This window comes from Chitinimonas prasina (assembly GCF_030160395.1).
Taxonomy (GTDB): Bacteria; Pseudomonadota; Gammaproteobacteria; order Burkholderiales; family Chitinimonadaceae; genus Chitinimonas; species Chitinimonas prasina.
On record NZ_BSOG01000002.1, the window covers coordinates 693,957 to 706,245 of the forward strand.

The window sequence follows — 12,289 nt, forward strand, 5'->3', positions numbered from 1 at the left end:
CTGCCTCAACTTCTGGTCAGGTACAGAACCCTTAAAGGGTATCGCTGGTATGCACTGCTTGGTAACCATAGAATCCGCGCCAGCCGTTATCCGGCACCGTATTGGTACGAGTTTGCCAGTGCGAGTACGTGATAGTTAAAGAACTAGAAACCAATAGAGCGAGGAAGAATATGTCTTTGAAAAACAAGGTAAAACAAGTAGTCCTGAGTACAGTGATGGCGACGTTTTGCATGCCATTCCAATATGCTCACGCGACAGAAACCATAGTAGTGATTGGCAAGCGCCCGGGTGGCCCCTCTGTCGATGATCTGCGCGATGCGGTAGACCGGGAAGAGGCGCTGAGGTATGGCGAATGGCTGGAGTCGCAGATGCAGCCCATCGATGTGGTTGCAGTAGAGATTACGTCACTGGATACGCGCTGCCATCCTGACGGAACTCAAGCAGTCTCGACAGACGGCAGCTTTGAACGATACCAAGCAGCACATGATACATTTACCTCAACTCTCCACGCGCTGCGCTCTTCCGCCAGTAACCTCAACGGGAAGGAGATTACAATTATTTTTGCCGACGGCGGTCGCGAAAAATATAAGGTGAATGCATTCAGCACGGGACTACTGACCCCAGTCAAAGACTCAATAGTCGTCGGTAGTGGAAAAGCTGAGCCAGGTTGTGGGAAAAAGGGCTAATGAAGAAATTTGCACTCGTTTTGCTGATTGTGTTCGTCGTAGCGTTCGCCTTCGTGTCGTTGCCGAATCAGCCTGAAAGCGCCCCAGTTGCAGAGAAGGTGCAGGCGACTGCTGCTGCTCAAGCAGAAGCATCGGGAAGTGGTCTATTCAGTCAACGTACTGTAGATGGCGGCAACGTCAAACCTCTCGACTCAAAGGCCTCAAGTGAATCGCTGACAGGGAGTCTCCGAGATGCACAGAGCTACAGACAGTTCATTCTGTCTGCAGCACAGCACCCGGAACGAGGTGGTATTGCCTATGCCAAATCGATTAGCACAACATGCTTGGTAATCCAAAAGTCGCAAATCCTCCCGCGAACCAATGATACGGGTGCTCCTGCAACAGCTGTCAGTCTTGCTGCAGCCTTGTTGAAGTCACGATGCGATATCACTCGCTCGGAATATGACGCTTTGCGTAAGTCACAGGCATTTGTCGACGGCAGCAAGAAGGACCCTTTGCTTGCCCTTCTGGATGCGCTGGACAAGGCTAAGGGGCAAGATAAAGCATTGCTCGTCAGCAAAGCATTAGAAAGCGCCGATCCCATTGTTCTGAGTTCCAACATGCTTGCCTGGCGCAAAGGTACCGGTAGTTCCGATCTACCGGACGGTTACTTCAATGGTAAATGGCACACTTATGAGGAAACCGAGGCTAGCGGTGTAGAGGATGCCTTTAGATTGGCCAGGTGTGATCTTGGATGGGACTGCGGCCCGAACAACCCCATGACTTTGGGTGAGTGTGCCTTGGCAGGCGTTTGTCAGGACTCACTTGAGAAGACGCTCTTGTCGGTGCAAGTACCAGGTCGAGATTGGGCCAAAACGCAGGTGCTAAGACGACAGATCGTGGAGGCTGTTCGCACCAAGAATGTAGGCTTCTTTGTGCCCACCAGCTAAGGTAGCAGTACAGTCTGTCGAACTACTAGTTATGCAATCAGCCCCGCTATGCGGGGCTGTTTGCATTGTCGACTAGGACACATCAAGCAGGACTGTGCCCTCCACTGGCACAACCACCACAGCATGACGCCCCCACACCTGCGCGGCATCCTGCCCGCATGGACCCCACCGCCGAACTCGCCCGCCGCCTCGAATCCCTGATTCGCACCGGCACCATACAAGCCGTTGACCACCCGGCCCGCCGCTGCCGTGTGCAGACAGGCCAGCTGCTCACCGACTGGTTACCCTGGCTGGAGGACCGCGCGGGCGACACCGGCACCTGGAACCCGCCCACTGTGGGCGAACAGGTCGTGCTGCTATGCCCCAGCGGCGACCCCGCTACCGGCATTGTCCTGCTCGGCCTCCCCAGCGACGCCAAGCCCACGCCCGACAGCAGCCCCGATACCCATGTCACCGTCTACCCGGACGGCGCCCGCATCTGCTACGACCACGCCTTGGGCGCGCTCACCGCCACCGGCATCAAGACCGCCCTCGTGGATGCCGCCGACAGCATCGCCGCCAAGGCCGGCAAGACCATCACCGCCCAGGCCGGCACGCTGGTCACCATCGACGCCCCCAATACAGTCGTCACCGGCAACCTGCTGGTACAGAAAACCCTGACCTACATGGGCGGCATGGCCGGCTTTGGCTCGGCCCAAGGTACAGGCGGCCCCGCCGCCGTCATCCACGGCCCGGTACAGGTGCGCGGCAATGTCCTGATCGAGGGCAACCTCGACGCCAGCGGCAGCGTCATGGATGCGGGCGGCAACAGCAACCACCACAGCCACCCATGAGCTACCACGGCATGAACGCCCATACGGGCCAACCCATCAGCGGCATAGACCATCTGCGCCAATCCATCGCCGACATCCTCACCACACCCTTGGGGAGTCGCATCGAGCGCCGCGAGTACGGCTCGCTACTGCCCTTCCTGATCGATAGCCCGATGAACGCCGCAGGCCGTATGCGCGTCATCGCAGCCGCCGCCATGCCACTGCTGCGCGATGAACCCCGGCTCAAGCTCAGCCGTATCACCACCATAGCCACGCCCGACGCCCCTGCCAGCCTCACGCTGGAAATCAGCGGCAACTATGTGGACGGCACTGGCCGCCAACAGCCCATCACCACCGCCGTCGAGATAGGCAGACCGCAATGACCACCATCGCCCTCGCCGACCTCCCGCCGCCCGAGCTGATCGAAGCGCTCGACTACGAAACCATCCACGCCCGCAAAGTGGCGCGGTTCAAGGAGCTGTATCCCGCCTTCACCGCCGCGCTCGAATCCGAACCCGTGGTCAAGCTGCTGCAGCTCGCCGCCTACGACGAACTCAACCTGCGCGCCCGCATCAACGATGCCGCCCGCGCCGTACTGCTGCCGTTCGCCCGCCGCAGCGATCTGGATGCCCTGGCCACGCTGCAAGGCGTAGCACGCCGCGTGCTGGTGCCTGCTAACCCTGACACCTACCCGCCGACAGACGCTGTCTATGAGAGCGACGACAGCCTGCGCCAGCGCGCCCAGATGGCGCCCGAGGGTTTCACCGTCGCCGGCAGTATCGGCAGCTACCGTTTCCACGCCCTGGATTCAGATCCGCGCGTGCTCGATGTCGCGGTGGATACACCCACCCCAGGCCAGGTGCGCGTCACCGTGCTATCGAGCGCAGGCAACGGTACGCCCACTGGCGAGATGCTGCAGACCGTTCAAGCCTACCTAAGCGCTGACGAACGCCGCCCGCTGACCGATGTGGTTACAACCAGCGCACCCACGCTGCAGCCCTACACCGTGCAAGCCACCCTGCACCGTAAGCCAGGCCCGGAAGGCGACCGCGCCGAAGCCGCCGCCCGCCAGGCGCTGGCCAACTACCAGGCCGACCGGCGCCGGCTGGGCTGCGATGTCTCGCTATCCGGCCTCTACGCCGCGCTCCATCAGCCCGGTATGGTGCGCGTCACCATCGAGCAACCCACCGCCGATGTGCTGTGCGCCCCCACCGAGCTGGCCCACTGCCAGGTCGTCACCCTCGCTATCGTGGTTAGCAATGAGCGCTAGGCTACTCCCGCCCAATAGCACGCCCCTGGAACGCGCACTGGCCAACGTCCTGCCCAGCGGGCTAGACCCCGAAGGCCTGCGCAAGCTGTGGAACGCCGACGCCTGCCCCGCAGCCTTTCTGCCCTTCCTCGCCTGGGCCATGTCGGTCGATGGTTGGGACGCTGCAACCACCGAAGCCCAGCAGCGCGCCCTGATACGCGGCAGCGCCGCCCTGCACCGCCGCAAAGGCACGGTATGGGCCATCAGGCACGTGTTCGAGCTGCTGGATATTGACGCCACCTTGGCCGAATGGCCCGCCTACCAAGGCGAGCCCTACACCTTCCGCGTGCGTATCGAGGTCACCGACCGAGGCATCGACCCCGCCCGGCTCGCCGCCCTGCATCGTCTGATCGCCGAATACAAATCCGCACGCTCCCACCTGGATCGACTCGACGTCGAGCTTGTGACCAGGGCGCCGATGAATACGGCAGGCCATGCCGCCATCCGGCCCACGTGCATCGCTTACCCCCAAGTCCTGCCCATCAACAGCATGGCGCCCACCCACACAGGCGCAGCTGCTTTCACGCGCCCGCAGATTTGCGTATTACCCAAGGAAACCTGATGGCCAACTACTACACCCTTGTTACCCAGGCCGGCCATATCCTGCTGGCGCAAGCGCTGGCCAACCGGCAACCACTGGTCATCGCCAGCATCGCAGCCGGCACCGGCCAGAATGAGGCCGAGTATGACCCCAGCGCCACCCAAACCGCGCTCGCCAACGAAGTCTGGCGGGGCACCCCTAACACTGTTGCCCAGGATGCCGCTAACCCAACCTGGATCTGTGTGGCTGGCGAGATACCCACACAAGTGGGCGGCTACACCGTGCGCGAGCTGGGCCTGTTCGCCCCGGATGGCACTCTGATTGCCATCGGTAAAACGCCCCCCTGCACCAAGCCACTCCCGACCGATGGCGCCGCCTTCCCGCTACCGGTCAAGTTCGTGTTCTGCGTCACCGACCGCGCCGCCGTCTCGCTGGTTGTCTCAAGCAGCACCTACGCGACCGAGGAATTCTCAACCGGCATCGTGGCTGCGCATGCCGCAGCCGGCGACCCTCATCCCCACTACCTGCGCCGCAATGAGCGCGCCCGCATCCATTTCCTGACTCAGCGTTAAAGGACAGCCATGCCCACACTCGGCAAAGGCCTCGTTACGGCCGCCAACACCCCACAGTCATTCTGGACTGCGTCGCCAGGATCTATGCCCAGCATCTGCATCAACCTGTGCAATGTCACCAAAGCGCCGATATTGGTCTCCCTTGCCATCCACGGCGCCGCGCCTGGACTGGGCGACCACATTGAGTATGAGTTTCCGCTCGACCCGGCTGGCACCGAGGGCAATACCCTGGAGCGCACTGGCATCGCCATCAGCCAAAACATGCAGGTGTGGGTCACCTGCTCAGCAGCTAACGCGGTCGCTGTGCACGTTCACGGCTACGAGGTGTAAACATGGGCCGACACTACACACGTCGCACACCCGGCATGAGCTGGCCCACCGCCGAAACTGCCATACGCCTGGATCTCGGTTACGCCACCGCCGATGCCGCCTTGATACCCCAGCCATCGGGCACAGGTGGCTACCTCAACGTCGCCCACGTGCTGGCCACCAACGGCCCAGGCACCGGACCACTTACTTCCAACACGCCAGCAGGCACATTGATCTGGACGAAAACGCCCGCCGATGTGGATAGCACATGTACTGGCTGGGCCGGAATGGCGGTACTCGACCCAAGCGACATCTGGGTAGCGGCCCGCAACGGCACCACTGGCATCTTCTGGGCCAAATTCAACCTCATCAGCGGTGCCAAAACCATTATCGGCGGGGGCGTATCCAGCCAATCCAGCCACAACGGCGCGTTTGTTCGCCTCGTCGGAAACGAGCTGCATGCTTATACGGATAGCAAACGATTCCGCTACTCCACTACCACGGGCGCCCTGCTGGCCGCCGAGAGCATCACCCTTACCAGCGGCTACCTACTGCCTGGCGTACCCAGCTACTTGCCGACAAACCTGCGCAATGCCCTCCTGCGCGTACCCACCGACCGCCGCGCTGTCGCCATGGCAAACGTGGTGGACGGCTCCGAATACACCAACCAAGTGCCGCTGCTGGTCGCCCGCAACGCCCGCACGCCCATCGCCGCCAATCTCGACCAGCCCGGCGCATTTGGCATCTATGTGCGCGACCACACTGCCGAGCGCTCAGGCCGCTTCATCCAGTACCCCGGCAATCGCTGGCTGCTGGTCGGCCTCATGTCCTACCAGGCCACCGCCAAGAACGAAATCTCCGGCTCCCGCCTGTACACCGAAGCCAACCTCGATAGCTGGCTCGAACGCATCTGCAACGCCTACAGGACATAACCATGAAGCGCGTAATCTTCGACCTCAAGACCAACGACGGCACCGTCACCTACCCCGACGACATCAATCTGTTCGGCGCCACCGACATCGAGACCGAACCCGGCAAGATCATCGCCGACTACCACGGCAAGCTGGCGCTCACCCCCTACCACCCACCCGGCAGCCAGCGCCCCCACCTCGTAATGACAGGGGTGGATAGCAACAAGACCGAGCTGACCCGCATCAACGGGGCATTGACCGAAGCCACCTGCCCACTTGGCACCACCCTCACATTCACCGCCAAGCTGATCGGCCCAGATGGCAAAACGCTCGACATCACCGACACCTTCCGCCTACCCATCCGCCAAAGCGGCGGCAGGGGCGGCATGCTGCTGGCCGATATGAAAGGCGGCATCGTCACAGTATCTGCACCGTTCACGGTGGCCGGCGACGATGGCACCTGGCAAGTGGACGAAGCCACGATCAACGCCGCCCTGCCGCCCACCCTGCAAATGGTGTTTGCTGGCTTCACCGTCCACGTTTTCCGGGCCGCAGCATGAAGACCCTCGCCAGCCTCATACGCAACCTACTCGGCAGCGACATTGCCACCGGCCCCGGCACCCCACCCAAGTGCTGGCGCTACCGGCTCGAACAGCACTACAGCTACAGCTCACCCCACCTGGCCGGCATCACCTGGGCAGGTGAGTGGGCCACCATCTACGAAGGCACCATCACCATCCGGCGCGGCTATGCCTGGGACGGCTGCACCCCAGCCTGGCCGGTACTGGGCCTGTTCTACCTTGGCACGCCCGATGGCGCCCAGCACCTCGGCAAACCGGCCACCTACCATGCCAGCCTCGTGCATGACGTACTGTGCCAATGGCGCCTGGAGATACCCATCACCCGCGCCGCATCCGTCGCCTTGTTCCGCGACATGCTGCGCGAGACCGGCTTCCCCCTGTCCAACGTCTACGCCGGTGCCGTCGCATGGCTCGGCCCCCAGCGATTTGCCGGCGACCAGCTGCAACCGTCAAAACCGGCGAGAAGCTGACGATGATTCTTGCTGCATGTAAGCTTTCGGCGTTTCGTAGCTGGTCCATCCAGGATAAGGAAGCGTTATGGGTTTGCGCGACGGATTTGACAGAGTACTGAATGAGTATCTAGTAGCAAGCCAGGGAGACTTTACACAGCACGCTTTAGCCAATTTCATCCGACGGAGTTTGCGCGACACTGTAGCTGTCGCAGTCGGCGAAAACGAGCGCTTGGTTCTCAAGGGGAGCGCCGGCCAAGGCAACTGGGCGCGCGGTCCTTGGGTGGGCATTTTTGATAAGCTCGTAACTAGCAGCGCACAGAGCGGCTATTACCCTGTCTACCTGTTTCGTGAGGATATGACTGGGCTTTACCTCAGCCTCAATCAGGGGATGACTGAAGCGAAGAAGCTATATAGGTCGGACGCCAAGACTGCCTTGAAATCGCGAGCGGCAAACTTCCGCGCCATGCTAGGCAAAGAGGTTGCCTACTTTCCAGAACTCGACATCGATTTGCGCCCTTCCGATCCGGCTAACGATACCGCTTTTTATGAAGCCGGGAATATATGCGCCCAGTTCTATCCACTCGGGCAGCTTCCAAGCGAGGCGCAGCTGATATCTGACCTCATGATTATGGTCAAACTCTACGAGACCCTAATTCAGGGCGAGACCAATAGCGAGGTGAGCACTACAACCGTGGAGGGCGATGAACCGCCAGAGATGGCATACGAGGATGCCACTCGTTTCCGCATGCACAAGCGCATTGAGCGTAACGCCGGCCTAGCCAGAGCCGTCAAAAAGCATCATGGCTATACCTGTCAGGTATGTAATACAAACTTCGAAGCGCGTTATGGAGAGATCGGTAAGGAGTACATTGAAGCCCATCACCTCAGGCCACTTGCATCTCTCAAGGGGAAGAAGGTTGCCATGGATCCGACCAAGGATTTTGCGGTGCTCTGCGCCAACTGCCACCGCATGATTCATCGTTCAGGTTGTGTAGATGACATCGCACAGTTTAAGAAGGCACACTATCGTGGCTAGCGCACCCCCAATGAGTTTAACGGAGCTCCGCGATGAACTTAGGTTATTCGCCGCAGAGCGCGATTGGGACCAGTTTCACACACCCAAAAATCTCGCCTCAGCACTGAGCGTGGAGGCAGCTGAGTTACTAGAGCCTTTCCAATGGCTCAAGACAGGTGAGCTATCCGAGCTGAACGAGCAGAAACATGAAGCTATTCGGCAGGAGCTGGCAGACGTCCTGATGTATCTCGTGCGTCTTGCAGACAAGCTAGACGTTGACTTAATGACCGCAGCCTCCGAAAAGCTAGTGCATAACCGCGCGAAGTATCCCGCCGAGAAGGTTCGTGGTGATTCTCGGAAATATTCAGAATACTAGGGACTAATCCTGCGCAGGATCACAAGCAGACGTTCGTGGCGTGCTCCTGAAACGTGCTCATTTGGCAGAGAAGCAGATGACTAAATACTCTCCAGATAACCAGCAGACTGCGCAAAAAATGCAGCGAGGCAATCACAAGTAATCTGCGTCCACAGGCAGTGCCAATCTCAAAACAGCCCCGAAAATGCAGGGCTGTTTGTATGTCCGGCTAGCACAACGGTAAGCGCGTGGCGGCTTCGCGGGTGCGCGGTAAGGTGGTTGCGCCCACCCCAACCCCCGGAGCACCAATGGCCAATGATTACCACCACGGCGTGCGCGTCATCGAAGTCAACGAAGGCACACGCCCCATCCGCACCATTTCCACCGCCGTCATTGGCGTAGTTTGTACCGCGCCCGATGCCGACGCGGCCTACTTCCCCCTCAATACCCCCAAGCTGGTCACCAACGTCTATGAAGCCATCGGCAAGGCCGGCGTTGGCGGAACGCTGCTGCCCACCCTGCGCGCCATCGCCGACCAGGCCAAGCCCATGGTGATCGTGGTGCGTGTAGAGGCCGGCGCCGATGCCGCCGCCACTACCTCCAACGTCATTGGCACCGTCACGCCCGATGGCAAATTCACCGGCATCAAGGCATTGCTGGCAGCCCAAGCTGCTTTCGGCATTAAGCCCCGCATCCTGGGGGCGCCAGGGCTGGACACCCTGCCGGTAGCCAACGCCCTGGCCGGTGCTGCCCACAAGCTCCGCGCATTCGCTTACGTCAGCGCCAACGGCGCCCAGACCAAAGAAGAAGCCGTGCTCTACCGGGGCAATTTTGGCCAGCGCGAGGTGATGGTGATCTGGCCCGAGGTCACCGCCTGGGACACTACCGCCAACGCCGCAGTCACTTATCCCGCCGTGGCCTACGCCCTGGGCCTGCGCGCCAAGCTCGACGAAGAACAAGGCTGGCACAAGACCTTGTCCAACGTGGCCTTGAACGGCATCACCGGTATCAGCAAGCCCGTGTTCTGGGACTTGCAAGACCCCGCCACCGATGCCGGCTACCTCAATAGCAAAGAAGTCACCTGCATCATTAACAGCACCGGCTTCCGCTTCTGGGGTTCGCGCACTACCAGCGACGACCCGCTGTTCGCCTTCGAGAACTACACCCGCACCGCCCAGGTGATCGCCGACACCATCGCGGAGGCTCACATGTGGGCGGTGGATAAACCGATAACGCCGATGCTGGTGAAAGACATCATCGAAGGCATCAACCGCAAGTTCCGCGAGCTGAAGCGCGCCGGCTACATCGTGGACGCCAGGGCATGGTTCAACGCCGAGGCCAATACGGTCGACAGCCTCAAGGCCGGCAAGCTCGCCATCGACTACGACTACACCCCAGTGCCGCCGATGGAAAACCTGATGTTCATCCAGCGCATCACCGACCGCTACTTGGCCGACCTCGCCGCCAAGGTCACCGCCTAAGCCAACAATGCCGGCCAGCCAGGCGCTGGCCAGCAACACACAGAAAGGACAACGCTATGGCATTGCCATCAGTGCTCAAGTTTTTCGGGACATTCGTCGGCGGGAACGATTACATCGGCGAAACCAAGGAAGTCGTTCTGCCGAAGCTCACACGCAAGCTGGAGAAATGGCGCAGCGGCGGCATGGACGGCGCCATCTCCATGGACTTGGGCCAGGGCGATCTGGAGATAGAAGTCACCTACGGCGGCTTTATGCGCGAACTGCTTCGGGACTATGCCGCCGACAAGCACGACGCCGTAATGATCCGCTGGGCCGGCTCCTACCAGCGCGGCGACAGCGAGGACGCCGACGCCGTCGAAGTCGTAGTGCGAGGCCGCCACGAAGAATTCGACTTCGGCAGCGGCAAGCCCGGCGAAGAGACCGAATTCAAGGTCAAGTCCGCCATCAGCTACTACAAGTTGACCGTCAACGATGTCGTGGTAGTCGAGATCGATCTTGTGGGCATGGTCTGCATCGTCGATGGCAAAGACCGCCTCGCCAAGCACCGCCGCAACATCGGCATGAACTAAATCCCACCCATACCCAGGAAGCAAAGACCATGACCCAAGACACTGCGACCGAAACCACCCAAGTAGCCATCCTGCCAGCCGCCGAACCCATCACCCTGGATTACCCCATCCAGCGCGGCAATCAGCGCATCAATCAGATCCACCTGCGCAAACCCAAAAGCGGCGCCCTGCGCGGCCTCAGTATCACCGCGCTGGCACAGATGGACGCCGAGTCCATCGCCACGCTGGTGCCCCGCATCAGCACACCCACCTTGACCAAAGCCGACATGCATCAGATGGACCCGGCAGACCTGACGCAGTGTGGCATGGCGATTACCAATTTTTTGCTACCGACTTCGCTGAAGGAGCCAGCCTCCCCGACCGAGTAGAAGACGCCATGGCCGACATCGCCACCATCTTCCACTGGCCACCGGACGCAATGACAGACATGACTTTGACCGAGCTGGCGGAATGGCGAGAGCGGGCCAGGGTAAGAAGCGGGACAGATGCGTAGCTAGCCGGCAATAAGCTGCGGCTCAGCGGAAATATACGGATCGCTGAGCCGCCGCATGCATGTTGGCATCGCTGACTTTACATCAAGAACGTTACAGCCCACGGCGTTACGCCACAAGAGCTCTCCGATCGCAACTACCACACCAGACACTAAGACACTTTGACCTCTCGGGATTGGTCTGCTATGCATCAGAAGCAGTCTTTACGATCCCATACAGGAGGAAAGCAAATGAAAAATATTATGTACATGGTGATTGCATTGTCTTGTGCAGCAGTTCATTCCGAAGAAATTTCTACAGCGGAGAGCACCACTAACGAAACCAAAAAAGATTTTTACAATGGCTGCGGCTCCGGTTGGAATGAAAAGCTGGTGCCTGAAGAGATCTCAATATTTCCATCCAAGATTAATTTAGAAAAGGCTTGCAGGGTTCACGATAATTGCTACAGCAAATGCCTTGAAGGCGGTGATTATTCCAAGACAGAAATATGCAAGGAGCAGGAGGACGAAGCGCGAAGCGCAAGAAGGAGCAAATGTGACGATGAGTTTTCCATGCAAATGAAAGAGATGTGCAGAGAACTTAACAAAGGCAAAATCGCAGAGGCAATATGTAAATTTGTTGGTAACGTCTATTTAACGGGTATAAGCATAGGTGGCGGCAGTTTCTTTGATGGCAAAGTGCTGCCTAAGGAATTCGTCGACTTCCTCAAGAAGGGGGAGGTAAATGAGGATATGCTTAATCGGCTCTCAAGTGATCTTGAGCAGCTTGGAAGTAGCAAACGCATTGTTGACTACAACGTGGCAACCATTAGCATGATTAATGGCCAACCGAAGTTGATTGTAACGGCTCGAGATAATGTAGCCATAGATACAAACGAAGTGCTTGCCGAGAATTACGTATTGCGACAAACCACTTTCGGCACGGCCGATATCACAAAGGCCGTGATTGGGCATGGTGGTGCATTTAAATTTGTAACCAGAGATAACATTGGAGCTAGCCTGCGCGCTAAAGTCATTCAGCAACGTTCACAAGCGATTCCCTGACTGGTCATTTCGAGAAATTGAGAGTACCGGCCATAGTCCGCAAGGCGCAACAAGCAAAGCGCGTTGCGCCGTATGAAACGGAAGGAGCCAGCGTCCCTAATAGAGATGAAGACGCCACCGGCGATATCGCCACCATCGCCCACTGGCCACCAGATGCCGTGGCCGACATAGCACTGACTGAGCTGGCGGAATGGAGAGAGCGTGCCAGGGTGCAGAGGGATAGGGCCGACAGG

At 59.4% G+C, this 12,289-nt stretch carries 18 protein-coding genes and 1 pseudogene; all 19 read left to right on the forward strand.

What is annotated here, in order from left to right; translation table 11 throughout:
* Positions 1 to 170: 170 nt before the first annotated feature.
* Positions 171 to 686 carry a hypothetical protein gene (locus QQK16_RS10260; RefSeq protein WP_284196366.1) on the forward strand — a complete coding sequence of 172 codons (516 nt, stop codon included), beginning with the start codon at positions 171 to 173 and terminating at the stop codon, positions 684 to 686.
* The gene (locus QQK16_RS10265) at positions 686 to 1,615 is read left to right on the forward strand and encodes a hypothetical protein (RefSeq protein WP_284196367.1); all 930 of its coding nucleotides are present in this window, start codon (positions 686 to 688) and stop codon (positions 1,613 to 1,615) included. The genes QQK16_RS10260 and QQK16_RS10265 overlap by 1 nt, the downstream gene beginning before the upstream one ends.
* Before the next feature lie 158 nt (positions 1,616 to 1,773).
* Positions 1,774 to 2,448 carry a phage baseplate assembly protein V gene (locus tag QQK16_RS10270; RefSeq protein ID WP_284196368.1) on the forward strand — a complete coding sequence of 225 codons (675 nt, stop codon included), beginning with the start codon at positions 1,774 to 1,776 and terminating at the stop codon, positions 2,446 to 2,448.
* A gap of 11 nt (positions 2,449 to 2,459) precedes the next feature.
* On the forward strand, positions 2,460 to 2,810 hold the full coding sequence (locus tag QQK16_RS10275) for a GPW/gp25 family protein (protein ID WP_284196369.1): 351 nt from the start codon (positions 2,460 to 2,462) through the stop codon (positions 2,808 to 2,810).
* A complete protein-coding gene (locus QQK16_RS10280) occupies positions 2,807 to 3,697 on the forward strand; it encodes a baseplate assembly protein (RefSeq protein ID WP_284196370.1) in 891 nt (296 codons plus the stop codon). Before QQK16_RS10275 ends, QQK16_RS10280 begins: the two co-directional genes overlap by 4 nt.
* Positions 3,687 to 4,298: a phage tail protein I gene (locus QQK16_RS10285; protein ID WP_284196371.1), complete on the forward strand. Its 612-nt coding sequence runs from the start codon at positions 3,687 to 3,689 to the stop codon at positions 4,296 to 4,298. The genes QQK16_RS10280 and QQK16_RS10285 overlap by 11 nt, the downstream gene beginning before the upstream one ends.
* Positions 4,298 to 4,849, forward strand: coding sequence for a phage tail protein (locus tag QQK16_RS10290; protein ID WP_284196372.1), 552 nt, complete (start codon positions 4,298 to 4,300; stop codon positions 4,847 to 4,849). Before QQK16_RS10285 ends, QQK16_RS10290 begins: the two co-directional genes overlap by 1 nt.
* A gap of 9 nt (positions 4,850 to 4,858) precedes the next feature.
* Positions 4,859 to 5,179: a hypothetical protein gene (locus tag QQK16_RS10295; RefSeq protein WP_284196373.1), complete on the forward strand. Its 321-nt coding sequence runs from the start codon at positions 4,859 to 4,861 to the stop codon at positions 5,177 to 5,179.
* 35 nt (positions 5,180 to 5,214) lie between these two features.
* Positions 5,215 to 6,090: a hypothetical protein gene (locus QQK16_RS10300; protein ID WP_284196374.1), complete on the forward strand. Its 876-nt coding sequence runs from the start codon at positions 5,215 to 5,217 to the stop codon at positions 6,088 to 6,090.
* Between the two features lie 2 nt (positions 6,091 to 6,092).
* Positions 6,093 to 6,629 carry a hypothetical protein gene (locus QQK16_RS10305; protein ID WP_284196375.1) on the forward strand — a complete coding sequence of 179 codons (537 nt, stop codon included), beginning with the start codon at positions 6,093 to 6,095 and terminating at the stop codon, positions 6,627 to 6,629.
* The gene (locus QQK16_RS10310; protein ID WP_284196376.1) at positions 6,626 to 7,120 is read left to right on the forward strand and encodes a hypothetical protein; all 495 of its coding nucleotides are present in this window, start codon (positions 6,626 to 6,628) and stop codon (positions 7,118 to 7,120) included. Before QQK16_RS10305 ends, QQK16_RS10310 begins: the two co-directional genes overlap by 4 nt.
* Before the next feature lie 67 nt (positions 7,121 to 7,187).
* On the forward strand, positions 7,188 to 8,138 hold the full coding sequence (locus QQK16_RS10315) for an MrcB family domain-containing protein (protein ID WP_284196377.1): 951 nt from the start codon (positions 7,188 to 7,190) through the stop codon (positions 8,136 to 8,138).
* 10 nt (positions 8,139 to 8,148) lie between these two features.
* Positions 8,149 to 8,493: a nucleotide pyrophosphohydrolase gene (locus tag QQK16_RS10320; RefSeq protein ID WP_284196378.1), complete on the forward strand. Its 345-nt coding sequence runs from the start codon at positions 8,149 to 8,151 to the stop codon at positions 8,491 to 8,493.
* Between the two features lie 287 nt (positions 8,494 to 8,780).
* Positions 8,781 to 9,953 carry a phage tail sheath protein gene (locus QQK16_RS10325; RefSeq protein WP_284196379.1) on the forward strand — a complete coding sequence of 391 codons (1,173 nt, stop codon included), beginning with the start codon at positions 8,781 to 8,783 and terminating at the stop codon, positions 9,951 to 9,953.
* A 56-nt stretch (positions 9,954 to 10,009) separates the two neighbouring features.
* The gene (locus QQK16_RS10330) at positions 10,010 to 10,522 is read left to right on the forward strand and encodes a phage major tail tube protein (RefSeq protein WP_284196380.1); all 513 of its coding nucleotides are present in this window, start codon (positions 10,010 to 10,012) and stop codon (positions 10,520 to 10,522) included.
* 29 nt (positions 10,523 to 10,551) lie between these two features.
* Positions 10,552 to 10,890 carry a phage tail assembly protein gene (locus tag QQK16_RS10335; protein ID WP_284196381.1) on the forward strand — a complete coding sequence of 113 codons (339 nt, stop codon included), beginning with the start codon at positions 10,552 to 10,554 and terminating at the stop codon, positions 10,888 to 10,890.
* Positions 10,891 to 10,898: 8 nt separating this feature from the next.
* Entirely contained in the window at positions 10,899 to 11,015 is a 117-nt protein-coding gene (locus QQK16_RS10340) for a GpE family phage tail protein (protein WP_284196382.1), read from the forward strand.
* A gap of 228 nt (positions 11,016 to 11,243) precedes the next feature.
* Positions 11,244 to 12,056: a hypothetical protein gene (locus tag QQK16_RS10345; RefSeq protein ID WP_284196383.1), complete on the forward strand. Its 813-nt coding sequence runs from the start codon at positions 11,244 to 11,246 to the stop codon at positions 12,054 to 12,056.
* Positions 12,057 to 12,073: 17 nt separating this feature from the next.
* Positions 12,074 to 12,262 (forward strand): annotated as a pseudogene (locus QQK16_RS21220) (GpE family phage tail protein); the annotation flags it as partial.
* Between the last annotated feature and the right edge of the window lie 27 nt (positions 12,263 to 12,289).